The sequence below is a fragment of the Nocardia jiangsuensis genome (genome assembly GCF_042650385.1).
In the GTDB taxonomy this organism is placed as follows: Bacteria; Actinomycetota; Actinomycetes; order Mycobacteriales; family Mycobacteriaceae; genus Nocardia; species Nocardia jiangsuensis.
Window position 1 is genome coordinate 299244 of sequence record NZ_JBHSAX010000019.1, and the last position, 25002, is coordinate 324245.

General features: G+C 74.0%; 29 protein-coding genes and 1 pseudogene. 12 read left to right on the plus strand and 18 right to left on the minus strand.

The annotated features are described in order from the left end of the window. Positions 1-3: 3 nt before the first annotated feature. The 5 genes from ACFO0B_RS24375 to ACFO0B_RS24395 all read right to left on the minus strand — a co-directional run bounded on the left by ACFO0B_RS24375 (position 4) and on the right by ACFO0B_RS24395 (position 3120). Complete coding sequence (locus ACFO0B_RS24375; RefSeq protein ID WP_378614886.1) at positions 4-1272, minus strand: cation:proton antiporter; 1269 nt, start codon at positions 1270-1272, stop codon at positions 4-6. 99 nt (positions 1273-1371) lie between these two features. Then, complete coding sequence (locus ACFO0B_RS24380) at positions 1372-1698, minus strand: ScnB (protein WP_378614887.1); 327 nt, start codon at positions 1696-1698, stop codon at positions 1372-1374. Continuing rightward, positions 1695-2399 (minus strand): thiocyanate hydrolase subunit gamma, encoded by a 705-nt coding sequence (gene scnC, locus ACFO0B_RS24385; protein WP_378614888.1) that lies wholly within the window; start codon positions 2397-2399, stop codon positions 1695-1697. The genes ACFO0B_RS24380 and scnC overlap by 4 nt, the downstream gene beginning before the upstream one ends. After that, positions 2396-2701 (minus strand): SH3-like domain-containing protein, encoded by a 306-nt coding sequence (locus tag ACFO0B_RS24390; RefSeq protein ID WP_378614889.1) that lies wholly within the window; start codon positions 2699-2701, stop codon positions 2396-2398. Before ACFO0B_RS24390 ends, scnC begins: the two co-directional genes overlap by 4 nt. Continuing rightward, positions 2698-3120 (minus strand): hypothetical protein, encoded by a 423-nt coding sequence (locus tag ACFO0B_RS24395; protein ID WP_378614890.1) that lies wholly within the window; start codon positions 3118-3120, stop codon positions 2698-2700. The genes ACFO0B_RS24390 and ACFO0B_RS24395 overlap by 4 nt, the downstream gene beginning before the upstream one ends. Positions 3121-3262: 142 nt before the next feature. On the opposite strand from ACFO0B_RS24395, the gene ACFO0B_RS24400 reads away from it, so the two are divergent. The 4 genes from ACFO0B_RS24400 to ACFO0B_RS24415 all read left to right on the plus strand — a co-directional run bounded on the left by ACFO0B_RS24400 (position 3263) and on the right by ACFO0B_RS24415 (position 6825). Continuing rightward, complete coding sequence (locus ACFO0B_RS24400) at positions 3263-3703, plus strand: hypothetical protein (RefSeq protein WP_378614891.1); 441 nt, start codon at positions 3263-3265, stop codon at positions 3701-3703. Positions 3704-3812: 109 nt separating this feature from the next. After that, positions 3813-5060, plus strand: coding sequence for a GAF domain-containing protein (locus ACFO0B_RS24405; RefSeq protein WP_378614892.1), 1248 nt, complete (start codon positions 3813-3815; stop codon positions 5058-5060). Between the two features lie 14 nt (positions 5061-5074). Continuing rightward, a complete protein-coding gene (locus ACFO0B_RS24410; RefSeq protein ID WP_378614893.1) occupies positions 5075-5881 on the plus strand; it encodes a class I SAM-dependent methyltransferase in 807 nt (268 codons plus the stop codon). 35 nt (positions 5882-5916) lie between these two features. Continuing rightward, entirely contained in the window at positions 5917-6825 is a 909-nt protein-coding gene (locus tag ACFO0B_RS24415) for a DUF2797 domain-containing protein (RefSeq protein ID WP_378614894.1), read from the plus strand. A 10-nt stretch (positions 6826-6835) separates the two neighbouring features. On the opposite strand, the gene ACFO0B_RS24420 is transcribed toward ACFO0B_RS24415, so the two are convergent. The 4 genes from ACFO0B_RS24420 to ACFO0B_RS24435 all read right to left on the minus strand — a co-directional run bounded on the left by ACFO0B_RS24420 (position 6836) and on the right by ACFO0B_RS24435 (position 8812). Beyond that, positions 6836-7141 carry a hypothetical protein gene (locus ACFO0B_RS24420; protein WP_378614895.1) on the minus strand — a complete coding sequence of 102 codons (306 nt, stop codon included), beginning with the start codon at positions 7139-7141 and terminating at the stop codon, positions 6836-6838. A gap of 47 nt (positions 7142-7188) precedes the next feature. Beyond that, positions 7189-7614, minus strand: a complete 426-nt coding sequence (locus tag ACFO0B_RS24425; protein WP_378614896.1) for a hypothetical protein — start codon at positions 7612-7614, stop codon at positions 7189-7191. Between the two features lie 391 nt (positions 7615-8005). Next, positions 8006-8551 carry an NUDIX domain-containing protein gene (locus tag ACFO0B_RS24430; RefSeq protein ID WP_378614897.1) on the minus strand — a complete coding sequence of 182 codons (546 nt, stop codon included), beginning with the start codon at positions 8549-8551 and terminating at the stop codon, positions 8006-8008. A 39-nt stretch (positions 8552-8590) separates the two neighbouring features. Continuing rightward, the gene (locus tag ACFO0B_RS24435) at positions 8591-8812 is read right to left on the minus strand and encodes a hypothetical protein (RefSeq protein WP_378614898.1); all 222 of its coding nucleotides are present in this window, start codon (positions 8810-8812) and stop codon (positions 8591-8593) included. A gap of 179 nt (positions 8813-8991) precedes the next feature. Here ACFO0B_RS24435 and ACFO0B_RS24440 point away from each other — a divergent pair, with 179 nt between their 5' ends. Both ACFO0B_RS24440 and ACFO0B_RS24445 read left to right on the plus strand, forming a co-directional pair. Beyond that, positions 8992-9504 (plus strand): TetR/AcrR family transcriptional regulator, encoded by a 513-nt coding sequence (locus tag ACFO0B_RS24440; protein ID WP_378614899.1) that lies wholly within the window; start codon positions 8992-8994, stop codon positions 9502-9504. Between the two features lie 2 nt (positions 9505-9506). Continuing rightward, entirely contained in the window at positions 9507-10502 is a 996-nt protein-coding gene (locus tag ACFO0B_RS24445; protein WP_378614900.1) for an SDR family NAD(P)-dependent oxidoreductase, read from the plus strand. Positions 10503-10912: 410 nt separating this feature from the next. On the opposite strand, the gene ACFO0B_RS24450 is transcribed toward ACFO0B_RS24445, so the two are convergent. Genes ACFO0B_RS24450 through ACFO0B_RS24465 form a run of 4 tightly spaced genes read right to left on the minus strand, consistent with a single transcriptional unit; the run spans position 10913 to position 14972 of the window. After that, complete coding sequence (locus tag ACFO0B_RS24450; RefSeq protein WP_378614901.1) at positions 10913-11338, minus strand: hypothetical protein; 426 nt, start codon at positions 11336-11338, stop codon at positions 10913-10915. Positions 11339-11352: 14 nt separating this feature from the next. Further along, a complete protein-coding gene (locus ACFO0B_RS24455; protein ID WP_378614902.1) occupies positions 11353-12576 on the minus strand; it encodes an amidohydrolase family protein in 1224 nt (407 codons plus the stop codon). Beyond that, the gene (locus ACFO0B_RS24460; protein ID WP_378614903.1) at positions 12573-13892 is read right to left on the minus strand and encodes a CoA transferase; all 1320 of its coding nucleotides are present in this window, start codon (positions 13890-13892) and stop codon (positions 12573-12575) included. Before ACFO0B_RS24460 ends, ACFO0B_RS24455 begins: the two co-directional genes overlap by 4 nt. A 3-nt stretch (positions 13893-13895) precedes the next feature. Further along, positions 13896-14972, minus strand: coding sequence for an enoyl-CoA hydratase/isomerase family protein (locus ACFO0B_RS24465; RefSeq protein ID WP_378614904.1), 1077 nt, complete (start codon positions 14970-14972; stop codon positions 13896-13898). A gap of 96 nt (positions 14973-15068) precedes the next feature. On the opposite strand from ACFO0B_RS24465, the gene ACFO0B_RS24470 reads away from it, so the two are divergent. After that, positions 15069-17015 (plus strand): MFS transporter, encoded by a 1947-nt coding sequence (locus ACFO0B_RS24470; RefSeq protein ID WP_378614905.1) that lies wholly within the window; start codon positions 15069-15071, stop codon positions 17013-17015. Next, the gene (locus ACFO0B_RS24475) at positions 17012-17560 is read left to right on the plus strand and encodes a TetR/AcrR family transcriptional regulator (RefSeq protein WP_378614906.1); all 549 of its coding nucleotides are present in this window, start codon (positions 17012-17014) and stop codon (positions 17558-17560) included. The genes ACFO0B_RS24470 and ACFO0B_RS24475 overlap by 4 nt, the downstream gene beginning before the upstream one ends. Positions 17561-17564: 4 nt before the next feature. Here the strand turns inward: ACFO0B_RS24475 and ACFO0B_RS24480 are convergent, their stop codons facing one another. Next, the gene (locus ACFO0B_RS24480; RefSeq protein WP_378614907.1) at positions 17565-18581 is read right to left on the minus strand and encodes a phosphotransferase family protein; all 1017 of its coding nucleotides are present in this window, start codon (positions 18579-18581) and stop codon (positions 17565-17567) included. Continuing rightward, positions 18578-19789 carry an acyl-CoA dehydrogenase family protein gene (locus ACFO0B_RS24485; RefSeq protein WP_378614908.1) on the minus strand — a complete coding sequence of 404 codons (1212 nt, stop codon included), beginning with the start codon at positions 19787-19789 and terminating at the stop codon, positions 18578-18580. The genes ACFO0B_RS24480 and ACFO0B_RS24485 overlap by 4 nt, the downstream gene beginning before the upstream one ends. Positions 19790-19952: 163 nt before the next feature. Between ACFO0B_RS24485 and ACFO0B_RS24490 the strand changes: the two genes are divergently transcribed. The 3 genes from ACFO0B_RS24490 to ACFO0B_RS24500 all read left to right on the plus strand — a co-directional run bounded on the left by ACFO0B_RS24490 (position 19953) and on the right by ACFO0B_RS24500 (position 22196). Then, complete coding sequence (locus ACFO0B_RS24490; RefSeq protein ID WP_378614909.1) at positions 19953-20435, plus strand: hypothetical protein; 483 nt, start codon at positions 19953-19955, stop codon at positions 20433-20435. Next, positions 20432-20572 (plus strand): hypothetical protein, encoded by a 141-nt coding sequence (locus ACFO0B_RS24495; RefSeq protein ID WP_378614910.1) that lies wholly within the window; start codon positions 20432-20434, stop codon positions 20570-20572. The genes ACFO0B_RS24490 and ACFO0B_RS24495 overlap by 4 nt, the downstream gene beginning before the upstream one ends. A gap of 76 nt (positions 20573-20648) precedes the next feature. Next, positions 20649-22196: a Mur ligase family protein gene (locus ACFO0B_RS24500; protein ID WP_378614911.1), complete on the plus strand. Its 1548-nt coding sequence runs from the start codon at positions 20649-20651 to the stop codon at positions 22194-22196. Positions 22197-22239: 43 nt separating this feature from the next. Here the strand turns inward: ACFO0B_RS24500 and ACFO0B_RS24505 are convergent, their stop codons facing one another. The 3 genes and pseudogenes from ACFO0B_RS24505 to ACFO0B_RS24515 all read right to left on the minus strand — a co-directional run. After that, positions 22240-23046, minus strand: coding sequence for an SDR family NAD(P)-dependent oxidoreductase (locus ACFO0B_RS24505; protein ID WP_378615300.1), 807 nt, complete (start codon positions 23044-23046; stop codon positions 22240-22242). Further along, the gene (locus ACFO0B_RS24510; protein WP_378615322.1) at positions 23043-23705 is read right to left on the minus strand and encodes a hypothetical protein; all 663 of its coding nucleotides are present in this window, start codon (positions 23703-23705) and stop codon (positions 23043-23045) included. The genes ACFO0B_RS24505 and ACFO0B_RS24510 overlap by 4 nt, the downstream gene beginning before the upstream one ends. Positions 23706-23892: 187 nt before the next feature. After that, a pseudogene (locus tag ACFO0B_RS24515) lies at positions 23893-24141 on the minus strand (alpha/beta hydrolase); the annotation flags it as partial. Positions 24142-24197: 56 nt separating this feature from the next. Here ACFO0B_RS24515 and ACFO0B_RS24520 point away from each other — a divergent pair. Then, positions 24198-24620 carry a hypothetical protein gene (locus tag ACFO0B_RS24520; RefSeq protein WP_378614912.1) on the plus strand — a complete coding sequence of 141 codons (423 nt, stop codon included), beginning with the start codon at positions 24198-24200 and terminating at the stop codon, positions 24618-24620. Positions 24621-25002: the final 382 nt, after the last annotated feature.

Here is a 25002-nt window from a genome sequence, read left to right on the forward strand (position 1 = left end):
GGGCTACGTCGCCGCGCTGCGCTCCCCGTCCAGCCGGCTCATCACCCAGCCCGCGCTGGCGCCGTGCACGACCACCGACAGCACGATGGTGAACGCCGTGATCGCCCAGATGGTCTCGCCCGCCACCCCGAAATCGGTCTGCGCGAGCGCGTAGGCGACGTAGTACACCGAGCCGATCCCGCGCACCCCGAAGAACGCCGTCACCCGGCGCTCCCTCGGGTTCAGCTCCGGGCAGCGCCGCAGCGACAGCCATGCCGCCGCCGGGCGGATCACGAAGACCAGCAGCACCCCGAGCAGCGCACCCCGCCAGTCCAGCGCCGCCAGCAGCCCCGCGGTGAGCGCCGCGCCGAGGAGCAGCAGCACGACCAGGGTCAGCACGTGCTCGAGCTGCTCCACGAGGCTGTGCATCTCCTCGTGGTAGTCGTTGTCCCGCTCGATCCGCCGCATGGCGACGGCGCAGGCGAAGACCGCGATGAAGCCGTACCCGCCGATCAGCTCGGTGAGCCCGTACACCGCGAGCACCGCGGCCAGCGCCACGATCGGCTCGCCGCGGTCGGCGAGCCGCGCGTCGCGGATGGGGAAGCGGAAGAAGCCGCGGCCGAGCAGGTCGCCCGCGATCCACCCCGCCGCGACGCCGAGCGCCACCTTGCCGATCAGCTCCCACGCCACCCAGCCGGGCAGCCAGGTCAGGATCGGCCCCGCCGTCGCGAGCATGATCCCCAGGTAGACGAAGGGGAAGGCGAGGGCGTCGTTGAGCCCGGCCTCCGAGGTGAGCGCGAACCGCACCTCGTCGTCCTCCTTGTCCGAGCCCTCGCCCGGCGTCGGCCCCTCCACCTGCACGTCGGAGGCGAGCACCGGGTCGGTCGGGGCCAGCACCGCCCCGAGCAGCACCGCCGCGGCGGGCGGCAACGCCACCGCCCACCAGCCGAACACCGCGACCGCCGCGATGCAGACCGGCATGGCGATGAGCAGCAGGCGCCAGGTGGAGCGCCAGGTGCGCCAGTGCAGCGGCCGGTCGATCGCCAGGCCGACGCCCATGAGTGCCACGATCACGCACAGCTCGGCCAGGTGTTCGATCACCGCCGGGTGCGCGAGCGGGGAGACCACGTCGATGCCGGTGCGCCCGATCGCGAGCCCCGCGAGGGCTCCGATCCCGACGACCAGCATCGGCGCGGTGATCGCCCGATCCTTGAACAGGCGGGGCAGGGTCGCCGCGAGCAGCAGCGCGATTCCGGCGGCCAGGTAGGCGCCTTCGATATCGTTCTCGGTCATCGTCGTCCGCCGCGCGGGCACCTATCTCTCGGAGCAGTGAGACTGCTCTACCCGGGGCGTACCGGACGAAACGGTCCCAGCCCGGCCCCCGCGGGTCCGCTACTCCCGATGCAACCGCTCCCGCACCGCGGCCATCCGCGCGGCCAGCTCGTCCGGGTCGATGACGCCGCGCTCGAGCAGCGTGTGCGCGGTGATCACCGCCGAGCGGGTGCGGACCGGGAAGTCGCGGTAGACGGTCTCGCCGAGCGCGTCCTCGGCGTGCCTGCGCTCCAGATTGTCGAGTGCGCCGCGCCAGGAGAGGCATTCGCAGGTGGCCTGCATGCTCGACTCCCACGGGTCCGGCCTGCGGTCGAGGTCGGGCAGCGACTGTTCCCGCTCGGTGCCGTCGGGCAGGGTGGCGAGCAGGACGTCGTAGGGCGCGGTCATCCGCGGGCCTCCCCGTGCATGGCGTCCTCGGCCCGGTTCGGCGGTTTCTGCGCGGTCCAGCCGACCTGCGGCAGCGCGACGCCGATCATGGTGTCGCGGGTGACGATGGCGGCCAGCTGCTCCTCGGTCCAGCCCTCGGTGCCCGCCGGGCGCATGGGCATGACCATGAACCGCGACTTCTGGTTGGAGTCGTGCACCCGGACGTCGACCTCGGCCGGGAAGTGCAGCCCGAATTCGGCGAGCACCTCGCGCGGCCTGCGCACCAGGCGCCTGCGGTAGTTCGGGGTGCGGTACCAGTCCGGGGACATGCCGAGCACCGGGCGCGGGTAGCAGGAGCACAGCGTGCAGACGATGACGTTGTGCACCTCGGGGGTGTTCTCCAGGACATAGAAGAAGGTGTAGTCGCTCGGTGTGCCGGAGCCGGTGGGGTCGCGCCAGTCGATCCCGACCTCCTTGCAGGTCTCGGTGCCGTCGGCGAGCAGCCGCGCCTTGAACTCCGGGTCGGTCCAGGCCCTGGCCACCAGCGTGGAGCCGCCGTGCGGGCCGACCGTCTCGGCCCACTCGGCGAAGCGGCGGTGGTCCTCGCGGGAGAACAGCCCCTTCTCGATGGCGAGTTCGCGGATCGCGGTCTCCAGCACCTCGAATTCGCTGATCTGCCCTGCGGTTTCGATGGGGGCGTGGTCGTCGTGGTCGTGGGTCACTGCGTGTCGTCCTCCTGTGCGGGGGTCAGCCAGTGTTCGGAGATCTCGGTCTGCAGGGTGTCGGCGGGGAATCCGGTGTAGCCGGGCCAGAGGTCGTGCTGCCGGAAGCGGACCACGTAGAACGGTTCGGTGCGGCCGTCGTCGCGGCCCCACGCCTCGTCCTCGGGAATCACCCACTCCGGGCGGTGCTCGACGACGGTGCCGGTGCGGCCCCGGGTGTAGAGCTGGGTGCGGGTGTGGAACAGGGTGGTGGCCTCGCGCACGGTGACCCGGTCGCCGACGTCGAAGCGGCGGGCCGTCACCGCGTCGCCCGCCTGGCGCGGACCTCGTCGAGCTTGGCGCTCAGCTCGTCCGGGGTGACGTACCCCTTCGCCACCAGCGTCTTCGCCGCGACCATGGCCCAGCGGGCGTAGTAGGGCAGCCCGAAGTAGAGGGTGGCACCGAGGTCGTTCTCCGCGCGGCGGCGCTCCTCGGAGTTCCACACCCCGCGCCAGCCGAGGCACTCGCAGGTGACGTAGGTGTTCATCTCCCACTCCTCCTCGGTCTTCTCCAGGTACGGCACCGGGATGTCGGGCTGGCCGCCGACGTCGTGCAGCACGTGCCGCAGCGCGGCGAACAGCTCGTCGGAGATGTCGTAGGGGGAGTCGAGCGGCGTGCGCGAGACCGGTGCCACCCCGGCCACGCGGGAGGCGAGCTGGTCGAACCGATCCGGTGCAGTCATGGCGGCTCCGCGGAGGTGTCAGTGATGTGGGTCACTTTCAATGGCTTTAGAACATAACACGTGTTCAGGGTGGGGACGTTTACGGCGGTCGCGCCGGTGGAAATGCGGGGTCGACAGCACAGCGGGACAGGGGACGGGGCAGATGGTCGCGGGATTCTCGAGGGCACGGCTGATGGCGGGCGTGCTGGGGTTGGCGCTGCTCACGGGGTGTGCGGAATCGCCGCCCGAGCAGCTCGGGCGGGAGGACCGCGTGGCCGCCGTCCCGGTGTTCGAACTGCACATGCCCGAGCAGGTGTGGCAGCGCACCGACGTCCGGCTCGGCGACCCCGGCGTCGAGGGCCCGGTGACGCTGGTCCCCGAGGCCGACGGCATGGTCCGCATCGACCTGACCGGCGAGCAGATGGCCGACTACCTCGTCGCGCTCGACCACAACGCGCACGGCGGCATCTCCGCCGATGATCCGGAGCTCGCCACCGCCGTCTACGACCTCGTGGCCCGGGTGATCGACACGCTGCCACCGCCCGCGCCGGGGCAGCCGGCGCCGAGGATCGTCGTTCCCGCCACCGTCCTGCCCCCGGCCTGATCGCTGGCGCTTCCCGGCCCGGTCTGGTCTACTGACCCGACCTCGACTGCCCGGCCGGGCCGGGGCGCGCCTGCCGGCGACCCCCGACGACCCGAATTCCGAGGCACGAATGACAGCGATACCCGGGCAGGCCGTCCCGGCGGCGGAGCAGGACCTGCGCGATCTGTTCGGGCAGTCCGTCGCGGTGTACGCGACGCTCGCGGGCCCCGACCACGTGGTCGAGTCCGCCAACCCCGCCTTCCACACCGCCATCGGCCGCGACCGGGAAGCCGCGGGCCGCCCGCTGGCCGAGCTGCTGCCCGACGCCATCGGCCGCGACGTCGTCGCCGTGCTCGACCGGGTGCACCGCTCCGGCGCGGCCGCCACCATCAGGGACCTCCGGGTCGTGCTCGGCGCCGGCGCGCCCGCGCGGGAGGCGTTCTTCGACCTCACCGTCGAGCCCCGGCGCGGCGGGGTCCAGGTGATCGGGGTCGAGACCACCCAGATCAAGCACGCGCAGCGGCTGCTCACCGAGCAGCGGATCCTGGTCGAGCACATCGCCAGGCAGGCGCCGCTCGCCGAGGTGCTGGACGGTATGGCGCGTTCGATCGAGAGCCTCGTCCCCGAGCCGGTCCTGGTCTCGGTGCTCCTCGCCGACCCCGACGGCGCGCACCTGCGCCACGGCGCCGCCCCCAGCCTGCCCGGCTTCTACAACGAGGCCATCGACGGCATCGCCACCGGCGAGGGCGTCGGCTCCTGCGGCACCGCCGCGCACCGGCGGGAACCGGTGATCGTCACCGACATCGGCACCGACCCCTTCTGGGCCGACTTCCGCGAACTCGCCGAGCGCGCCGGGCTCGCCGCCTGCTGGTCGACCCCGATCCTGGCCCGCGACGGCAGCCTGCTCGGCACCTTCGCCCTGTACCACCGGCGCCCGCGCGTCCCGCGGGACAGCGACCTCGCGCTCGCCCGCGTCTTCACGGGCACCGCCGCGCTCGCCATCGAACGCCACCACATCGAGCAGGCCGAGGCCGCCGCCGAGGCGCGTGCCGAGGCCGCGCGCGAGGAGCTGGCGCAGGCGTTGCGCGCCGAGCACGAGCTGCGGGCCGAGGCCGAGCGGCGGGCGGAGGCGGCCGCCGAGCTGGCGGCGCGGCTGCGTTCCGCCGCTGCTGCGCAAGAAGGGGTGCCGCATCCGGAGCGATGCCAGCTCGGCGGTCCGGAGGGGTGCGATGCGGGGGCGGAGATCAAGATCGCGGATTCGTGGGGGGATTCGGCGTGGGGTTGCCCCGCGCACGCCGAGGAGGCGATCCTGAACGTGCGGGCGGTGTTCATCGCCAGTGCGGAGCTGGGCGGGCTCGCCGCCTACCTCGGCCGCTGACCCCGGAGGCGTCGATGACCGTTCCCTCGCTGAATACCGAGTACGCCGATCCCGCGTCGCTGCGGGTGCGCATCGCCACGCACCGGGATCACTCCGAGCGGGCCGACGATCCCGCCGCGGCCGTTCTGGCGGCGCTGCCACCGACCGGCGCCGGAGACCTCGCCGACATCGGTTGCGGCGATGCGCGATTCCTCGCCCGACTGCGTGCGGCCGGGCACTCGGGCCGGCTCGTCGGGGTGGACACCGCGCCCGCCATGGTCGCCGCCGCGAACGCCGTTCCCGGTGTCACCGGCGTGCTCGGCGATATCAGCCGCCTGCCCTTCGGCGACGGCGAGTTCGACATCTGCACCGCCCGGCACATGCTGTACCACGTGCCCGAGCCCGTGGCCGCGCTCGCGGAGCTGCGCCGCGTCACCCGCCGGGGCGGGACCGTCGCCGTGGCCGTCAACCATGCCGGAACCTGCGCCCGCACGCGGGAACTGGTCTGCGCGCACGCCCGCGGTCACGGCTTGCGCCCGCGCTCCGGAATGCTCAACGCCGCCGTGCACAGCGACACCCTGCCGGACATGATGCGGGACGTTTTCGGCGACGTCATGGTCGTCCGTTACGACAACGCGCTGGTGTTCGACCGGCCGCAACCCCTGATCGCCTTCGCCGAAGCGCTGTTCTCCTTCTGCGGGGTAGCGCCCGACGAGCCGCGCCGCGGGCAGATCCTGTCCGATGTGGCGGCCGCGGCCGAGCACTGGTTCGCGGAGCATCCGGGCGCGGTGTGGCGGGACCCGAAGGGGTACAGCGTGGTTGCGGCTACAGTCGAGGGGTAGATTGGAAGGATTGCTGACCAGTCTCGTGGGGGTGGATGATGCGCGCCGGCTGGCGGGACGGTGAGCGGTATCTGGTGCGCGCGGTGTCGTGGGCAGGCGGTAACCCGCACCTGGACCTGACCGAGGTCGGCTCGGGGGAACGCACCGCCGTCCCGCTGATCGGCACGACCCTCGCGTTCAGCGTGCCGGAGCCCGGACAGTTCTGCACCGGGCACGCGGTCTTCGCCGCGTCCGGCGAGGTGCGCGGCAGGGACTGCCCCGCGGCCCGGCCCGCGGTGACCGGACGGCAGTGCGCGGAGTGCGCCGCCGCCGACGAGTTCCGCTTCATCCACCACGTGCACCGCGGCGGCTACATCCCGGACGGCCTGCGCGAGTACGTCGCCCGCCCGCACTGGGTCTACATCGCCACCTTCGCCGATGCCTCCAGCAAGGTCGGCACCGCGGTGCACGCGCGCAAGCGGACCCGCCTCGACGAGCAGGGCGCCGTCCGCGCCACCTACCTGGCCTGGGCCGACTCCGGGGTCACCGCGCGGGAGTACGAAGACCTGGTCTCCGGTGCGCTCGACATCGTGCAGAGCAAGCGGCGCAGCGCCAAGCTGACCGCGCTCTCCCGTCCGCGGCCGGCCGCCGAGATCGAGCGTGCGCACGGGTGGGCCGTCCAGGAGGCGCGCGAAGTGCTGGAAAGTGCCTCGGCCGTGCTGCCGCTGGAGCCGTGGGAGCCGCCCGCGCAGCATGCCGGGATCGCCGGGGACGAGTACCCGCACACCCTCACCTCCGGTGACCACTGCCTGACCGTGGGGGCGATGGTCGGGTCCGTGGCGTCGGTGACGGTGAACGGGGAGGCGGATCGCTACCTGGCCGATTTCGGGGTGCTCGCCGGGCGGCGGGTGGTGCCGGGTCCCGTTCGCTCGGCCGGGATCTCGACCCAGCTCGGGCTGTTCTGAACTCCGTGCTTCACCACATCCGCCGCAGGAAGTCGGCGCCGAGCACGGCCGCGATGTCGGCGGGCCGGGTCGTCGGTGATGTTCCCGGGTCTCCGGGGTCTGCCGGGCGGCGTCGATGAGGTGCAGCCGGGGGTGTGCGGTGAATGGCGGTGCGGTAGTAGTGCAGCAGGCGGGTGGCGTCGGCGAAGTCGTGCGGGGAGTAGCCGGCGTTGATCGAGACGAAGGTGGGGCCGGGGTGGGTGAAGCGGGTGAGTGGTCCGACCTCGGCATCGAGGTGCAGGGGGAGTGATGCGTGCTGGTCCCAGAGCAGGCTCATGGGTAGTGATTCTGCATTCCCGCCCATCAGCACGTTCGCGGGCGCGGTCAGCAGAACGTGGTCGGCTCCGCGTCGCCGGCGAGCACCCCGCCCGCGCCGGTGACGACGGCTCCCACCTCGATACAGGTCCGGCCCGGAGCGAACACCTGTCGCGAGCGGTGCAGTCCGGTGGCGGTGCCGGTCCGGCTGGTGGCGATGTCGGTGTAGGCGACCGCGATCGAGGTCTCCACCTGCGCGTACCCGGACGGGTAGGGGTTGATCAGATCGATCCAGCGCGTATCGCACCCCGGGGAGCGGCGCACCGTGATCGCCAACCGGGTCCGGGCTCCCGACGGGTCGGTGAGCGGGAGGGTCGCGGTGATGACCGAGTCACGCGCGCAACCGCTTTCGCGTGGATCGGTGCCGTTGAACTCGGGGCCGGCCTGTGCCGAGGGTGCCAGCGCGGTTATCGCCGAGCACACGAGCACCGTCATCACCGAATTCCGCACCACGCCCATTGCTGCTCCCGTTCGTCGTTGTTTCCCGTCGCCCCGCATCCGCGTTCGCCGCGTCGGCAGCGGTGGGAGCTTCACCGGGAAGCGTTCGCTGAAACAGGTTGCGCTGAAACATTCCTCGCGGTTGGGGGGTGGATCGAACCCGTGGTCTCGGACTGCCCCGCCCGGACACCCGGTGGACGCACCGCTGTCCGGGGCACTGGTCGGTCCGGCTTCCCGCCGCGATGCACGTACTACCCGTCCAGCCCCGTCGCTTCCGGGCCGTGCGAGGGCTGACGTCGGCGGTGTGGCGAGAACAGGGACGCGAGCCGATGCGGGAGTTCGGGGTCGGGATGCGGGCCGGGTTCGCTTTCGACGACGATCAACTCGATCACCGGCAACGCTTCTCCATGCGGAGCTGAAGCAGCAGGTACGCGGCGAGTGAGGGGCCGTCGGTGACGATCCCCTCGCGAATCATGCCCTCCACTTCGCTTCGCGAGAACCACTGCTGCCGCATGTCCTGCTCGGTCTGCTCCCGGCGCGGCTCACCCGGCACCAGCTCGGTCGCCAGGAACACATCGGCGCCCTGCCCGGTCATGGCGTTGGCGCAGTGCAGATAGCCGATCCGCTCCATTCGCCCCGCGGTGAACCCGGTCTCCTCGCCGAGCTCCGCGGCGGCCAGTTGCTCGGGACGGCCGGTGACCCCGGCCGGGAACCCGCCGGAGGGGAACTCCCAGGACCGCGCGCGCAGCGGATACCGGTACTGCTCGACCAGGTGGAACCCGTCGTTCTCCATCGGGACGACGATCGCGAAGTCCGGCTTGTCGATCACGGAGTAGATCCCGGCCGATCCGTCTTCGCGTTCGATCCGATCCTCCCGCAGGGACAGCCACGGATTCTCGTAGATCACCTTCGACGCCAGCGTCCTGATCGACATTCGGCCATTGTCGCGGAGATGCCGCCGGCACGCCCGAACTCAGGTGCGGCAGCGATACCCGCCGTTGCGGCGATCGAGCGATACCGCGGCAGCGGTGAGCGCCCCGAGTCCGCTGCCGACGATCGGACCGGGCGCGCAGAACAGCAGGGTGTCGACGGACAGCAGGGCGGGTTCGGCGGCCAACACGGCCGCGAACGCGGACAGCGCGAAAAGCGACGCGAGCCCGCCGAGTAGCGCACCGATCACGGTCGCCGAGCACACACAGGCTTTCACCTGCCCGAGTCTAGAAGCCGGGCGCCGGGACGGACAGCCCCGGAAACAGGGGCAGGAGCGGGAGTCGACCCCGAGCCCCTCTGATCGACACCTGTACAGACCAATGTCTGGATCATGGTCGAAACGGGAATCGGACGGCGCTCGCTGGGGGGCGCTCGGTCGACACCGTGGATCGGGTGCTCGACGCGGGGCTGGCGGTACTGCGCGAGCAGGGCTACGACCAGCTCTCCATGCGCGAGGTCTCGCGGCGCTCCGGGCTGACGCACGCCACCGTCTACGGCTACTTCTCGGCCAAGCAGCACCTGGTCACCGAGCTGTACTGGCGCCGGATCCAGCGTTGGTGCGAGCAGCCCGTCGACGGTACCGAGCCGCTCGAGCGGCTGGCGGGGGTCTTCGCCGAACTCGGGCAGCTCATGTCGGAGGAGTCCGAGCTCGGCGTCGCCGCCTCGGCCGCGGTGCTGAGCCGCGACCCGGACGTGGCGCGGCTGCGGATCTGCATCGGCACCGCCGTGACCGGCTGGTTGCGCCGCGCCGCCGGGCTGTCCTGCCCGCCGGAGATCCTGGACGCGCTGAGCATCGCCGTCAGCGGCGGCATGGTCGAGGCGGGCATGGCGTACGGCTCCTACACCGACATGGCCGAGCGGCTGACCTCGGTCTCCGCGCTCTTGCTGCGCGGCTGAGCATGCGCGTTCTGATCACCGGCGCGACCGGTTTCGTCGGCGCGTGGACCGCGAAGGCCGTGTACGACCACGGTCACCACGTGCGGCTGCTGGCCCGCGATCCGGAGCGCGCGGCCGCGGTGGCGGCCGAACTCGGCTTCGACGGCGGCGACGTCGTCCGGGGCGACATGACCGACGCGGAACAGGTACGCACAGCGTTGAACGGCTGCGATGCCGTCGTGCACGCGGCAGCGGTGGTCGCGCTCGACCCCGCCGCGGCCGAGCGGATGATCCGCTCCACCGTGACCGGGGCGGAGAACGTGCTCGGGCAGCCGGTGGCGGCTGGGCTGGACCCGGTGGTGTCGGTGTCGAGCGCGGTGGCGCTCTGGCATCCGCGCTGCCCGCTGCTGCACCCGGACCTGCAGCCCGGCGGCGGCGCCGACGCCTACGGCGAGTCGAAGGCGCGGGTCGAGCGGTACGCGCGCGGCCTGCAGCGGGCCCGGGCGCCGGTGGTGATCACCTACCCGAGCAGCGTGCTCGGGCCCGCCGTTGCCGGGCGGTTCGGGGAATCCGGCGATGCCGTCGGCGCCTTCCTGCGGTCGGGGATTCCGGGGCGGGGCGCGGCGTTCCCGGTCGCCGACGTGCGCGATGTCGCGGAAGCGCACGCCCGGCTGCTCGAACCCGGGCTCGGCCCCCGGCGCTCCGTGATCGCCGGACACCACCTCACCGGCGCCGAACTGGCCGCGCAGCTCAGCGCGATCAGCGGCCGCCGGGTGCGCCACCACCGGGTGCCCGACGCCGCGCTCGTGGCGGCGGGCACGCTCGCCGACCTGTTCCGCGACCGGCTCCCGCCGAGCCTGCGCAAACTCGGCGCGGCAGGCGCCCGCTACCTCGTCGACTCGCCGCCCGCGGACAACTCCGCCGCCGGACGCGACCTCGGCCTCACCTTCCGCCCGGTCCGGCAGACCCTCGAGGAACTGCTCGCCGACCGCAGACGGCTACGCGCCACGCGCTCTTGAACGGACTCTCCGTGCCATGGGTTCGGCGGATGCCGATGCGCTCGGCGAGGTGCTGGGCAGGCACCGCAACGTCGTCCGGGTGCTGGCCGGGCACGTGCACCGCGCGGTCTCCGCGCCGTTCGCGGGCAGGTCTCGATCGCGCCGAGGTACCCATCGGCAGAGTTCGCTGACCTCTCGGCGGACCGGCAGATGGGGTACCTCGCGGAGCCGCCCGCCTTCCTGCTCCACGTCGGAACCGGAGCGGGTGTCGCCACCCACACTGTGCCGATCACCGACGCGGGCGCGCTGGTCGGCGCGTTCTAGATCGGCCCGCGTCGCCACGGATCTTCGAGCCCGGCCGAGTACGCGCACTCGAGCAGGAGTGACCGGCTCGATTACGCCCGCGCCACCGGTGACGACGCCAGCCCGGTTCAGGATGTCGCGCGCTCGATCAACCCTTCCAGGTCGCGCTCCCCGGCGACCGTCTGAGCCCCGGCGGCGAGCGCGGCGGCGGCGCGCTCGATGGCGTCGGCACCGGTGAAGAGGGGCATGAGCAGCGCCATCTCCAGTTCGGCGGAGTCGGGGCGCGCGGGCAGGGCCGCGTCGATCGCGGCGACGGCGGCCGCTACGTCGGCGGGCGGCTCGGCCGCGATCCGGCGCGCGAGTTGCGCGACGAAGGGATCGAGTTCGGCGGCGGGGAGGGCGCGGTCGATCCAGCCGTGGGGGGAGCGGCACCTCACCGGGCCGGACGGGCCGCCGGTCGCGCTGGTCGAGACCAGGACCGGGAAGCCGGTGGTGGCGGCGCTGGTGCCGGTCGACACGCCGACCTGCTCGCCCGCGGATGGCACGGTGGTCACCGGGGACTGACCTGCTACCGCACCTGCCTGCCGTCGATCCAGACGTGCCGGACCAGTGCTGCGTCGGGGGCGTCGAGCGCGGTGTGCAGAGGTGCCGCCAGGAGGATCAGGTCGGCGGGAGCGCCGACGGCCACGGTTCGCGGGCGGAGGTCGGCCCCGTGCAGGAAGCCGTCGAGCACCGTCCGGATCGAAACCCGTTCGCCTGGAACGAGTTCGCGGCTCGCGGCGGCGCGCATGACGGCCCACGGGTCGAGCGGGCCGTAGGGGGCGTCGCTGCTCGGCAGCACCGGCACCCCGGCGGCGAGCAGGCTCGCGTAGGGGTAGAGGTGCGGGAGGTCGTCGGGATCGACTTCCGCGCGGTACCTTTCGCGGTTGGCGACGACGAAACCGGGCTGGGTGACGACGGTGATCCCGCGCAGCGCGGCGGGGTCGGGGATGACGGCGCCGTGCTCGATCCGGTCGCCGGGGAGGATGCCGATCTCGTCCAGCACCGCGAGGGTGAGCAACAGGGACACCCTGGTGACGCAGTGGACGGCCACCGGGAGGCCGCGGTCGTGCAGGGCGGCGATGCGGTCGCGGAGTTCGTCGTAGCCGGGGAGGTCGTGGTCGTGCAGGAGCAGTTTGCGCTCGCCGAGCAGGGTGACCCGCTGCGGCAGAGCGGGGACCGAGGTGAGTCCGGGGGTGGCGTCGGTGACGCCGGTGATGCCGTAGGCGGTGAGTTCGCGGCCGAGGGCGGTGAGATCGCCTCGGGGCGGCCAGGTTCCGCGGAGCAGGTCGTCCAGGCGCCACAGGCGGCCGGTCGGCTCGCCCGCGGCATCGCGTTCGATGCCGGGCAGGTGCGGGAGGGGCTCGAGTTCGGCGAGGGCGGCTGTGTTGAGCATCCACAGGGCACCGGAGCGGTGCTGGACGCGGACGGGGCGGTCGGGGACCAGGTGGTCCAGGGTGTGCCGGTCGACCGAGACCCCGGCGCCGACCGCGCGGATACGTGCGGCCTCGGCGGCGAGGAGCGCGTCGAGACCGGCTGCGCAGTCGACGGATTCGCGTGCCGCGGCCGCGCCGTGCAGGTGGATGTGGTGGTCGTGCAGGCCGGGTAGCAGCACGGCGCCGCCGCCGTCGACCTCGGTCTCCCCGCGGGCGCGCAGGCCCGGCCCCACCTCGGCGACCACCCCGGCATCGAGGCGCACATCGACGCTGCCGGCCCGGTCGGTCAGGGTGACATCGCGGAGCAGCCAGCTCACAGCAGTGACTCCAGCGGGCGCGTGCCCGGAGCGGGGCCGGGTGCGGCGCGCGGTGCAGGGGAGGCGACCGGGAAGGTGCCGGCGTCGCAGTCGACCCACCAGTGCCCGTCGCGGAGCGACACCGTGTGCGCGGGAACCGGTCCGGATGCGGACTGCGCCGCGAGGTCGTGCATGGAGATGTCGATGAGGCTGGCGCGCTCGTCCAGCAGCGCCTCGGCGGCCTCGGCGGCGGCGACGGCACCGGTGAGCGGGTCGGCGAGCGCGTCGCCGCAGGGCACCCGGGTGCCGTCGGCGGTGGCGTGCAGCCCGGCGCAGGCGGCGATGTCGTCACCGAAACCGACGCGGTCGGATCCCCGCCCCCGCGCGGTGATCGACAGCCACGAGACCCCGGCCGCGACCAGCCCTTCGGCGTCGAGCCCGAGGCGGCGCAGGGCGCGCGGGCGGGACGCCTCCACCACCAAATCGGCGCCTGCCACCAGCCGGGCCAGGCGGTCGCGATCGGCCGGGTCGTCGAAATCGACGGTGACGCTCTGCTGCCCGTGGTGCAGCAGGTCGTAGAAACCGTCGGGGCCGGTGCGGGCGCCGTCGGGCCGGGTGCGGCTCTCGACCTTGATCACCTCGGCGCCGGTGCCGGTCAGCAGGTGGGTGCAGAGCGGGCCCGCCCACAGGGCGCTGAAATCGATCACGCGGGGGCGTTCGCGGAGGCGTACCCGGCGGCCGCCGACGGTGCGGCGCACCGGCTCGCGGGTGGCCGCGGAGCCGAGCGCGCCGCCGGGCAGCCCGAGCAGGGCGATGCGCTCGTCGGCGACCCGGACCGGCAGCTCGCGCGCCCATTCGGCGAGCGCCGCCCACGGATCGGGGCACTCGGCGCGCTCGACCAGCGCGGGGAGCAGGGCGATGTCGTCGGGGCGCGCCAGCGACAGCCCGACGAAACCGTCGCGCGCGGGCACCGCCAGGAACCGGCCCCCGCAGGAGAAGGGTGCGTTGCGGGTGAAGCCCGTGCAGGCGGCGCGCTCACCGAGCAGGCCGACCCCGGGCAGCACCGGCGGGCGGCCGGTGCGCGCCGCCGCGGCACGGGCGACGCGCCCGAGTGCCCGCTCGACGACGAGAGCGGGCGCACCGGGCGCGGCCAGCGGCGGCTCGCCGGGGAACCCGGTCAGCGCCATCGCCCCCGACCGCGCCCACGCGGCCAGCGCGGAGCCGGGAGGTGTCCCCGGCGAGACTCCCTCGTCGGCGGCCCACCCGGGCTCGACGGCCGCATCCGGGACGGATCCCGGGTAGCCGACGGCGCTCCCGGACTCGGCGGCGTCCGGCATGCCCTACCCCCGATCCCGCAACGTATCGGCCAACCCCCACCGCACCGCCGTCTCCGCATCGACGTGCGCCCCGGTCAGCACCATCCACGCCGCCCGCCAGCGCCCGACCCGATGCACCACCCCGACCGTCCCGCCCGCCCCCGGCACCAACCCCATGGACAGCTCGGGCAACCGCAGCCGCGCATCGGCCGCGACGTGCACGCGGGTGGCGAAAGCGGGAACCTCGAGCCCGGCCCCGATGCACGACCCGTGCAGGTGCGCGTGCACGGTGGTGCCGGGCCGGACGGCCAGCCGGTGCAGGGCGTACCCCGCACTGCGCTGCAACCGGACCGCGTGCGAGGTGGGGGCGTGCGTCGCGGTGCCGAACTCGTCCAGGTCCCCGCCGCTGCAGAAATCCGGCCCGGCCCCGTGCAGGTGCACCTCGGTGACCCCGGGGTCGAGCGCGGCGATGTCGAGCGCCTCCAGCAGCGCGTCGCGGACTTCGCGGGCGAAGGCATTGCGCCGCTCGGGGCGGTTCAGCGTGAGGTCGAGCCGATCGCCGGTGCGCTCGGCCAGCACCGGCGGGGCGACCGGATCGGGAACGGGCCGCACCGGCCGGGCGGCCCGCCACGCGGCGAACTCGTCGCCGGCGAGCAGCATCGAGTACGCCAGCGACTCCGCGACCAGCCCGGAAGCGACCGGAGCCCCGGCGGTCAGCCGCAGCAGCCCGTTCATGGCCAGGGCCGCCAGCGGCGCCCGCTCGACGGCGGCGGCGATCAGCGGCAGGCTGTCGGGCTCGGCCACCACCTGCGGCGACCACTCCTCCGGCGCGAGGGTGCACGTCAGGGCGGCCAGCAGCGAATCCGCCGCGCGCGGCGGACGGCGGGTGGCGATGCCGACGGCGAGCGGGCTCGCCGGGTCGGCCAGCACGGCGCACGCCGCCTCGACCGTCGCCGCGTCCCACTCCGTTCCGTCCAGATCCACCACGAGCAGCGGCGTCGACGGCACCCCGGCGGAGTCGAGCGTGCTGAACGAGGCGCCGAGCGCGGTGTCGGCGAGCTGCGCCACCGAGACGGCCGCGAGCGTCGGGGGCGGGGTCATCACTCGATGGTCGCACGCCGGGTTTCGGGTTGCATCCAGAGGTGAACGTGTGTTCACCTCTGGGGGAACGTTCGTTCGTCTCGGTAAGGAGCCCGCGTGCACAGTCCGGCGAAAGCGCCGCCGAATCGGCTGCTCACCGCGGTGCTCTGCCTCTCCGGCGTCGTGGTGGCGCTGCAGCACACCCTGGTGGTGCCGCTGCTCGGCGAATTCCCCGAGATCCTCGGAGTCGACTACCCGAGCGCCTCCTGGCTGGTGACGATCACGCTGCTCTGCGCCGCGGTGGCCACGCCGATCCTGTCCCGGCTCGCGGACATGTTCGGCAAGCGGCTCATGATGCTGGTGTCGCTGGCGACGATCGTGGCCGGGTCGCTGATCGCCGCGCTCGGCGGGACCTTCCTCGCGGTGCTGGTCGGACGCGGCCTGCAGGGGCTGGCCTCGGCGCTGGTGCCGATCGGGATCGCCATGCTGCGCGACGAGCTGCCGCGCGCCGAGGTCGCCGGCGCGACGGCGCTGATGAGCGCGACGCTGGGCATCGGCGGCGCGCTGGGGCTGCCGCTGCCCGGCGTGCTCTACGAGCATCTGGGCTGGGAATCGATCTTCTGGCTCTCCGCGGTCGCGGCGGCGTTGCTGTTCGCCGCGGTGCTCGCCGTCGTGCCGGAATCCGCGGTCCGCACCCGCGGCCGGTTCGATTTCGGCGGCGCGGTGCTGCTCTCGATCGCGCTGGTGGCGCTGCTGCTGGTGATCTCCAAGGGCGGCGCGTGGGGGTGGACGAGCGGGTACACCCTCGGCGCGGCGGCGATCGCGGTGCTCGGCTTCGCGGTCTGGTTCCCGTTCGAGCTGCGGGTCAGCCTGCCCATGGTCGATCTGCGCACCTCAGCGCGCCGCCCGGTGCTGCTGACCAATGTCGCGGCGCTGCTCTGCGGCGTCTCCATGTACGCGAACATGCTGGCCACCATCCAGGAGCTGACCATGCCGGTCGGCACCGGGTACGGTTTCGGGCTCTCGGTGCTGGCGGCGGGGCTCTGCATGATGCCCGCGGGACTCGTGATGGTGGTCTTCGCGCCGATCTCGGCCCGGCTGATCAGGCGAATCGGGGCCAAGTACACCCTGATGACGGGGACGGCGATCCTCATGGCCGCCTACCTGCTGCGGGTACTGCTCAACGGCTCGGTGCCGCTGGTCGTCGGCGGCGCCATGTTCGTGATGGTGGGCACCGCCATCGCCTACGCGGCGATGCCGATGCTGATCATGGGGTCGGTGCCGATCACCGAGACCGCCTCGGCGAACGGGCTCAACACGCTGCTGCGCTCGGTGGGCACCGCGATCTCCAGCGCGCTCATCTCCGCGCTGCTCACCATGATCACCATCGAGGTCGGCGGGGAGCGGCTGCCCGCTTTCGCCGCCTTCCAGCTGGTGTTCGTCATCGCGGCGATGGCCGCCGCGGTGGCGACGGCGGTCGCGTTCTTCATCCCGCGGGTCGAGTTGCCCGCCGAGCCGGCGCCCGACGACGGCGAGCTCCCCGACGAGCTGGTGGTCACCGGGACGGTGCGGGGCGGCGGCGAGCCGATCCGGCACGCCGTGGTCACCGTGCTGCGCACCACCGGCGAGCCCGCCGACTGGGGGCGGGCCGACAACGCGGGGGAGTTCACCGTGGTACTGCCCGCGCCCGGGCCGTACCTGGTGATCACCGGCGCGGACGGGTGGGCGCCGGAGTCGCAGGTCATGGATCTGGCGGCGGACTCGGAGCGGCCCAGCGTCCTGCTGACCCGCAGGCTCAGCCTGCAGGGCCGGGTCACCGCCGCGGGGGAGCCGTGCGCGGGCGCGATGGTCAGCCTGGTCAAGGCCAGCGGGGAGTACGTGGCGGCCACGGTCACCGGCAGCGACGGCGGCTACGAGCTCGCGCAGCCGCCGAGCGGGCGCTACCTGGTGACCGTGCTCGCCGCCGATCGGCGCACCGTGACCAGGCACGTCGCCGTGCTGACCCGGCCGGCCGCGGTCGACTTCGAGCTGGACAACGCGCTGCAGGTGTCGGGGGCGCGGTGAGCGACCGCTCCTCCCGCGACACCGTGATCGCGGCCGCGCGCGAGCTCTTCGCCCGGCGCGGCTACACCGCCACCACGATCAAGGACGTCGCCGCCGCCGCGGGCTGCTCGCCCGCGCTCGTCATGAAGCTGACCGGGAGCAAGGCCGAGCTGTTCGCCGCCGCCGACCCCTCCGGCGCAGCGCTCGACGAGGCGCCGCCGCCCGCGGGCGAGCCGCCGGGAGTCCTGATGGTGCGGCGGCTGGTGGAGCGGCGCCGCGCCGACGAGCCGGAGCCGTGGGCGATGGCGCCGGTGCTCATCCGGGAATCCGACGATCCGGCCCGCACCCGCGCCGACGTCCGCACCCGGTACCTGGACGCCGTCGCGGAGCGGATCGGCGACACCGCGCCGGACCGGCTGCGCGCCCAGCTCGTCATGGCGCAGCTGCTCGGACTCGCCGCCGCGCTCCGCCACCTCGAGCTGCTCGACCCCGCCGCCATCGACGACGAGACGCTGATCCGGCGCTACGGCGCGCTGATCCAGCGGATCGTCGACGGCGACGGGTGACCCGCTACTCCCCGAGCGCCGCCAGCCCCGCCGCGACCAGCGGCCCGACCGCCAGGTGCGCGTGCTCGAACCCGTCGCCCTCGGTCGCCCCGGCCCGGTGCCGGTGCGTGATCCCCTCGGCGATCACCGCGAGCTTGAGGTGCGCCAGCCCCAGGTAGAAGCCCCACGCGCCGAGGTCGCGGCCGGTGTGCTCGGCGTAGCGCTGCGCGAGCTCGGCGGGGCCGGGCAGCCGCGGGCTGGTCCAGGCCGCGGTCTCGCCGATGATGGCATCGAGCGCGGAGTGGCGGTAGGTGCACATCTGGGCCAGGTCGGCGAGCGGGTCGCCGAGCGTGGAGAGCTCCCAGTCCACCACCGCCGCCACCCGGCCCGGCGCGGCAAGGATGGTGTTGTCGATGCGGTAGTCGCCGTGCACGATCGAGACCGCCGAGCGGGCGGGGACGGCGGCGGCGAGCCGGTCGTGCAGGCGGTGCAGGTCGGGCAGCTCGCGCGTCCTGACCCGCTCCCACTGCCGCGCCCACAGCGCGACCTGCCTGGTCAGGTACCCCTCGGGGCGGCCGAAGCCGGCCAGCCCGACCGCGTCCGGATCGACCGCGTGCAGGGCGGCGAGCACCCGGACGAGCTCGTCGGTGCAGGCGGTGATCTCGGCGTCGGAGAACGCGGCGAGATCGTCGGCGGTGCGGACGACCTGCCCCCCGACGAATCCGGTCACCGCGAACGGTGCCCCCATCACCTGTTCGTCGGTGCAGAGCGCGACCGTCGGTGCCACCGGCACCTGGCTGTCCCGGAGCGCCGCGCAGACCCGGAACTCGCGCGCCATGTCGTGCGCGGACGGGGTGAGCCCGGCGGTCGGCGGGCGGCGCAGCACCCAGCGGGTGCGGTCGTCGGTGATCAGGAAGGTCAGGTTGGACTTGCCGCCGGAGATCAGCTCGGCCCGCAGCTCGCCGTCGACCGCGACATCCCGCTCGGTGAAGAACCGCCGCAGCGCGACCAGATCGAGCCCCTCGTGCACGGTCGCGGTCACTGCGCCCGCTCCCGCGCGGCCCGCTTGGCGGCGCCGACGACCCGCTTGGCCAGCGCCCAGCGGTGCACCTCGGACGGCCCGTCGTACACCCGGAACGGCCGGACCTCGCGGGAGAGCCGGGCCAGGGGCAGGTCGTCGGAGACGCCGAGCCCGCCGCACATCTGCACCGAGCGGTCCACGATCCGCCCGATCGCCTCGGCGCCGAAGGTCTTGGCGATGGCGGTCGCGTTCGCGGCGGAGCCACCCTGGTCCAGCTCCCAGCAGGCGCGCACCAGCAGGGCGCGGGTGGCGGCGATATCGATCTCGTTGTCGGCGACCAGCTGCTGCACCATCCCGAGATCGCCGAGCACCGAGCCGAAGCCGCGGCGCTGCGCCACCTGCGCGACGGCGATGTCGTGCGCGCGCCGCGCGGCGCCGAGCCAGCGCATGACGTGGGTCATCCGGGCCGGGCCGAGCCGCACCTGGGCGTAGGCGAACCCCTCGTCGACCGCGCCGAGCACGGCCTCGTCGGGGACGAAGAGATCGTCGAAGAAGACCTCGCAGTGCCCGCCGATCATCGAGCGGTCCAGTGTGCTGATGTGGCGCTCCACCCGCAGCCCAGGCGCGTCGGCCGGGCTGAGGAACATGGTGGCGCCGCCGCGGTCGCCGGGCGCGCCGGAGGTGCGGGCCATGATGATGAAGAATCCGGCGCCGTCCGCGCCGGTGATGAACCACTTGTGGCCGTTGATCTTCCAGCCGCCCGGCGCCTTCTCCGCGCGGGTGGTGAGCGCGGAGGGGTCCGAGCCCGCGCCGGGGGCGGGCTCGGTCATGGCGAAGGCGGAGCGCTGGTCGCCGTGCGCGAGCGGCGCCAGGAACCGCTGCTTCTGCTCCGGGCTCGCGACGTGCGCGAGCAGGTGCACATTGCCCTCGTCCGGCGCGGCGATGTGCACCGCGAGCGGCCCGAAGAGCGAGTACCCCGCGGCCTCGAAGACCGGGGCGCGGTCGCTCATGTCCAGCCCGAGCCCGCCGTACTCGACCGGCGCGTGCGGGGCGAAGATACCGCGGCTGCGCGCCTCGCTCTGCAGCTCGACCCGGATCTCGTCGGAGCCCGCGACGGCGATGTCGCCGCCGTTGGCGTCCTCGATCGGGAGCACCACCTCCCGCACGAAGGCCTCGGTGCTGGCGACGAGGCCGGTGACCTCGTCCGAGTACGACAGCTCCACCGTCATGACGCTCCCGCCGGAATCCCGCCCGCACCTCGGCCGGTGCGGGCTAATGACCATTAGCCTAGCTTGCCGTTGGATTGACTGTGCGCAATGGGGCGTCGGCTACTCAGCGGTTGCCGGTGAGAATCGGTCGGATCGCCGACAGACAGCGCGGGACCGGGCCCCTATGTTCGACGTACCGGGGTTCGTCGCGCTCGCCGAAAGGATGTCCGTCCATGACCAGCACGCAGCTCCCGACGCCCGCGCACCGGCGGTGACGTCACGCGGGCTCGTCCTCGACCCGGCCGCGCTGCGCCGCGCCGTCGACGCGGCCACCGCCGGACGCTCCGGCCCCGCGCTCACCCGCGCCCGCGAGCGCGCGCTCAGCGACTACGTCAACGGCGCCGCCGCGCAGCTGCCGCCGGTGCGCTGGATGCGGGTGCACGACGCGCCGCCGGTGCTGGCCGCGCGCACCGACCGCTACCACGACCCCGCCGACGTCGCCGCCCGCTGGGCCGTGGCGCTGCGCGCCGCCCCGCCCGCCGCCGACCGGCTGCCCGGCGCGATGTCCGCGCAGGGCTCGACCCCGATCGGCATCCTGCGGATCTGGTACCTCACCGACCCCAACGCCTACCTCACCTACTGGCGGCAGCGGCGGGGCGAGCGATGAGCGGCCTGCTCGCCGAGATCGGTGCGCTGGCGATGGGCATCCTGACCACCGGCCTGACCGTGATCCCTCGCGAACAGCTCATCCAGGCGGAGTCGGTGCTGGAGAGGTGGCGCACAGCCGCCGATCCGGAGGAGTAGCGCGCCTCCGCGGGGTATCCCGTGCCGAACTACTTCCGAGGGCCCGCCGGGCTTTCGTGGCCGGAAGGAACGCCTGGTGCCCGTCACGCTCGCCGAAATCGCCCGCGACCTGCGCTGCCCGCTCCCACCGGGAGCCGGGGCCGAGCTCGTCACCGACGTCGCCGCCGATTCGCGGGCGGTCGAGCCGGGCACGCTGTGGTTCGCGCTGCCCGGGCAGCGGCACCACGGCCTCGACTTCGAGGAGCAGGCGCGGCGCCGCGGCGCGGTGGCGGTGGTCAGCGATCGGCCGGCGCGCACGCTGCCCACCCTGGTCGTGCGCGCACCGCGCCCCGCGCTCGGCCCGCTGGCGTCCCGGCTGCACGGCGATCCCTCGCGGCGGCTGCCGGTCTTCGGGGTGACCGGCACCAACGGCAAGACCTCGACCACCTACCTGCTCGACGCCGGGCTGGCCGGGGCCGGAATCCCGCGCGGGCTGCTCGGCGGTATCGTCGCCCGGACCCCGGCGCGCTCGGAACCCGCGACCCGCACCACCCCGGAGGCCGATGTCATCGCCGGCCACCTGGCCCGCTGCGTCGCCGACGGCGCCGGCGCGGCGGTGCTCGAGGTGTCGTCGCACGGGCTCACCGAGCACCGCGTCGACGGCACGCACTTCGCCTGCGTCGCCTTCACCGGCCTCGCCCGCGACCACCTCGACCACCACGGCTCGATGGAGAGCTATTTCGCGGCCAAGGCCGCGCTCTTCGACCCCGCGCGCAGCGAGCGTGCGGTGGTCGCCGTCGACGACGCCTGGGGGCTGCGGCTGGCCGGGCGGGCGCTGCTGCCGACGGTCACCTGCACCACGACGCCGGGGGTCGCGGCGGACTGGCGGGCCACCGATATCCACGCCGAGCTGACCGGAACCCGCTTCCGCGCGCACGGCCCGGCCGGCTCCTTCCCGGTGCGGCTGCGGCTGCTCGGCACCCACCAGGTGCGCAATGCCCTGATCGCGCTGGCCGTGCTGGCCGGCGCGGGAATCCACCCCGAGCGCGCCGCGGCGGGCATGGCCGGGCTCGGGGTGGTGCCCGGACGGCTCGAGCGGGTCGACGCCGGGCAGGACTTCCTCGCCTTCGTCGACTACGCGCACAACGAGGACGGTCAGCGCGCGGTGCTCTCCTGGGCCAGGACCGCCACCGCGGGCAGGCTCATCGTGGTGATCGGCGCGACCGGCGACCGGGATCCGGGCAAGCGCGCGGTGCTCGGCCGGACCGCGGCGCAGCGGGCCGACCTCGTCGTGGTCACCGATGAGAGCCCGGAGCACGAATCCGCGCCCGAACTGCGCCGCCAGGTGCTCGCCGGCGCCACCGGCGGCGCGAGCGGTGCCGCCACCGTCGAGATCGCCGACCGCGGCGCCGCCATCCGGCACGCCGTCGCCGCCGCCCGCCCCGGCGACCTCGTGCTGCTCGCGGGCCGCGGCGCCGACACCGTGCAGCGCTACGCCGCCGCGACCAGGCGCTTCGACGACCGCGCCGAGCTGGAGGCGGCGCTGCGCGACCGTCGGGCACCCGCCCCACCGCGCGGCGACTCCGGCCCCGCCGCCACCCGCCTGCCCGGCGGCCTCGCTACGCCGAGCCGAACCGCGCCGTGAGCGGGCGCGGCGCGGCACCCACTCGCGCCCGGCAAGGGGCGCCTCAGCCCTCGATGCGGTCCAGGTAGGCGCGGCGCCGCCCGGCGTCGTACTGCCCCGGGTCGCGGCCGACGAAGCGGCGCTTCACCAGGCGTAATGCCGCCTCGGGGAGGCCCTGCTCGACCGTGCCCAGCGGCGCCAGCCAGCGCGGAACGGCCACCTCGGCGCGCCGGTGCCGGACGGTGTCGGCGATCGCCTCGCCCACCTCGCCGGGTTGCAGGGTCGGCTGCAGCGCCAGGTTCACCCCCGAGGTGAGCTCGGTGTGCACCGCCGCGGGCAGGACGGTGGTGACGCTGACTCCGGTGCCGTCCAGCTCGGCGCGGACCGCGCGGGAGAGCGCGGCGACCGCGAACTTGGAGGCGCAGTACACCGCCGCGCCCGGCGTGGTCACCTTGGCCGCCATCGAGGCCACGTTGACGATGTGGCCGCGCCCGCGCGCCACCATGCCGGGCAGCGCCAGGCTCATCCCGTTGATCACCCCGCCGACGTTGATCGCCATTTCGCGGTGGTGCCCGGCCAGCTCGAGCTCCAGGTAGGGGGCGAGCCGCATGATGCCCGCGTTGTTCACCAGGATCTGCACCGGCCCGCTCGCCGCCGCGGCGGCGAGGAACGCGGCGAAGCTCTCCGGGTCGGTGACGTCCAGCGGGGCCGCGTGCCCGCCGATCTCGGCCGCCGTCGCCGCGGCCGCGGCCGCGTCGATATCGCCGATCCACACCCGGGCGCCGCGCGCGGCGAGCGCGATCGCGGTGGCCCGGCCGATGCCACGGGCCCCGCCGGTGACGCAGGCGGTGGCGCCGTCCAGCCGGATCACCGCCGCACCCCCGGCCGCGGCGCGCGCAGGGCGAAGTAGCCGACCGCGCGGATCTCGCCGCCGGTCGAGCGCATCTGCGCCCGGCCCAGGTACACCCCCGGCACCAGCTCGACGATCTCGTCCCTGACCCGTTCGATCGGCACCACCCGGCTGCCCGGGTTGCCGAGCGCCGGGTCGGTGTAGGTGACCGCGACCACCTGGTTGTGCGGGGCGAGCACCGCCCGCTCGATCCGGTGCGTGAAGCGGAGGCCGCGGTACACCGCGCCGGTGCGCACCCAGCCCCGGTAGCCGGGGACCGCCGCCCGCACCGCGAGGTAGGCCAGCCGGTCGAGGCGGTTGGTGCCGGTGCCGGCGTCGAAGCTCTTGCCGACCCAGCCGGGTTCGATCGCCACCACCGGGTTGAGCAGCGTCAGCCCCGGGATGCCGAAGAGCTTGCCGACCACGATGCCCTCGTAGTCGCCGTGCAGCCGCGGTGCGGTGCCCGCGGCGAAGAGCGCGTCGAGCAGCTCGCGGTCGTCGGCGGCGCTCGCCGCGAGGACGTGGTCCCAGCAGGCGAGGCGGGCGCGGGCGGGCGCCGTCGCGGTCAGTTCGCGGAGCTCGTCGAGCAGCGCCGCCGGGTGGTCGCGGGTCTCGGTCGAGAGCGCGGTCGGGATGGTCACGGGGGTTCCTTTCGCAGGGTGGCTCAGGCCGCGGCGGTCGCGGCCGCGGGGCGGATGTGCGCGCGGGCGAAGCGCGCGATCTCGGCGGTGAGCGCGCGGCTCTCCGGCAGGTAGGGAAGACGACCGGGAAGGCGTGGATCTGGCCGTACCAGAGGTGCAGCTCGCACGGCACGCCCGCCGCGGTCAGCCGCTCGGCCATGACCTCGGAGTCGAGCCGGAGGAACTCGTCGTCGCAGGCGGCGAGCAGCGTCGGCGGCAGCCCGGCCAGCGCGCCGGAGACCGGCGAGAGCGTGAGGTCGACGCTGCCGTCCCTGGTGCAGCCCAGCTCGGCGATGCGTGAGAAGGCGGCGGTCGGCAGGTAGGCCTCGGTGGCGGCGTTGCGGTGCGCGAGCTTGCCGGTCGGATCCAGGCCGAGCCAGGGGCTGAGCGCGACCACCGAGGCCGGGGCGGGCAGCCCTCCTGCGGCTGCCGGTCAACTATCGGATCTCCCCGGTGCGCACCTCCGACGGCTTCGACCTGGCCGAGTTCTTCGAGCACGAGCCGCTGCAGTCCTACGAGGGCGTCAGCCTGCCGCAGCTGCCGAACGCCTTCTCGCTCTTCGGCCCCTACTCCTGGTCCGGCGGCTCCTACCACGTCATGGTCGAGACCCAGGCGGGCCACATCATCCGGGTGCTGCGCGAGGCCGAGCGGCGCGGCGCCGACCGGGTCGCCGTGCGTCCCGAGGCCAACGCGCGGTTCCTGGAGTTCGTCCGGGCCCGCGCCGCGAACTCGCTGCTCGCCATCAGCAACTGCGCCCCGGCGGGCAGCTACTACGTCGACCACCACGGCGACTTCAGCTCGCTGCGCCCGACCACCGGCCTGCAGGCCTGGTGGACCAGCCGGACCTTCCCGCTCGACGACTACACCTACGCCTGACCCGCCGCCTGCGCCCGCACCAGCAGCCTCGCGATCACCGCCTGCCCGGCGCGGATGCTCGGTGGACTGCCGAAACCGTTGCGGAAGCGCTGTTTTCGCGTCGCAGCGAGGGGATCGTCAGGCGCAAGTCCAGCAGGGGGCCGGTGTTCGGGGATCGTGGCGCCGGATCTGGTCGTGACCGGGTGCACCGCCGAGGTGGGCGCTACGTCGACTTCACCCCGGTCACCGTCGCCGGCCGCCGGGCTTACCGCCACCGCGCGGCGCGGTCGAGAACCGCTACCCGGCGACCCCGTCGGGCCGGCTTCGGACCGCTCGGGACAGCGGAATCCCGGAAGTGCTCCGCGTGCTCGTCGACCCCGGCGGTGGACGCAGCTCCGTTGTG

What these genes read in the sequence shown, in the direction of transcription:
- ACFO0B_RS24395 (WP_378614890.1), bottom strand. Translation starts at nt 3,120, where the DNA reads ATGACTGCACCGGATCGGTTCGACCAGCTCGCCTCCCGCGTGGCCGGG.
- ACFO0B_RS24415 (WP_378614894.1), top strand. Translation starts at nt 5,917, where the DNA reads ATGATGCGCGCCGGCTGGCGGGACGGTGAGCGGTATCTGGTGCGCGCG.
- ACFO0B_RS24400 (WP_378614891.1), top strand. Translation starts at nt 3,263, where the DNA reads ATGGTCGCGGGATTCTCGAGGGCACGGCTGATGGCGGGCGTGCTGGGG.
- ACFO0B_RS24490 (WP_378614909.1), top strand. Translation starts at nt 19,953, where the DNA reads ATGTTCGACGTACCGGGGTTCGTCGCGCTCGCCGAAAGGATGTCCGTC.
- ACFO0B_RS24410 (WP_378614893.1), top strand. Translation starts at nt 5,075, where the DNA reads ATGACCGTTCCCTCGCTGAATACCGAGTACGCCGATCCCGCGTCGCTG.
- ACFO0B_RS24420 (WP_378614895.1), bottom strand. Translation starts at nt 7,141, where the DNA reads ATGAGCCTGCTCTGGGACCAGCACGCATCACTCCCCCTGCACCTCGAT.
- ACFO0B_RS24445 (WP_378614900.1), top strand. Translation starts at nt 9,507, where the DNA reads ATGCGCGTTCTGATCACCGGCGCGACCGGTTTCGTCGGCGCGTGGACC.
- ACFO0B_RS24430 (WP_378614897.1), bottom strand. Translation starts at nt 8,551, where the DNA reads ATGTCGATCAGGACGCTGGCGTCGAAGGTGATCTACGAGAATCCGTGG.
- ACFO0B_RS24380 (WP_378614887.1), bottom strand. Translation starts at nt 1,698, where the DNA reads ATGACCGCGCCCTACGACGTCCTGCTCGCCACCCTGCCCGACGGCACC.
- ACFO0B_RS24405 (WP_378614892.1), top strand. Translation starts at nt 3,813, where the DNA reads ATGACAGCGATACCCGGGCAGGCCGTCCCGGCGGCGGAGCAGGACCTG.
- ACFO0B_RS24485 (WP_378614908.1), bottom strand. Translation starts at nt 19,789, where the DNA reads ATGACGGTGGAGCTGTCGTACTCGGACGAGGTCACCGGCCTCGTCGCC.
- ACFO0B_RS24375 (WP_378614886.1), bottom strand. Translation starts at nt 1,272, where the DNA reads ATGACCGAGAACGATATCGAAGGCGCCTACCTGGCCGCCGGAATCGCG.
- ACFO0B_RS24425 (WP_378614896.1), bottom strand. Translation starts at nt 7,614, where the DNA reads ATGACGGTGCTCGTGTGCTCGGCGATAACCGCGCTGGCACCCTCGGCA.
- ACFO0B_RS24495 (WP_378614910.1), top strand. Translation starts at nt 20,432, where the DNA reads ATGAGCGGCCTGCTCGCCGAGATCGGTGCGCTGGCGATGGGCATCCTG.
- ACFO0B_RS24460 (WP_378614903.1), bottom strand. Translation starts at nt 13,892, where the DNA reads ATGCCGGACGCCGCCGAGTCCGGGAGCGCCGTCGGCTACCCGGGATCC.
- ACFO0B_RS24465 (WP_378614904.1), bottom strand. Translation starts at nt 14,972, where the DNA reads ATGACCCCGCCCCCGACGCTCGCGGCCGTCTCGGTGGCGCAGCTCGCC.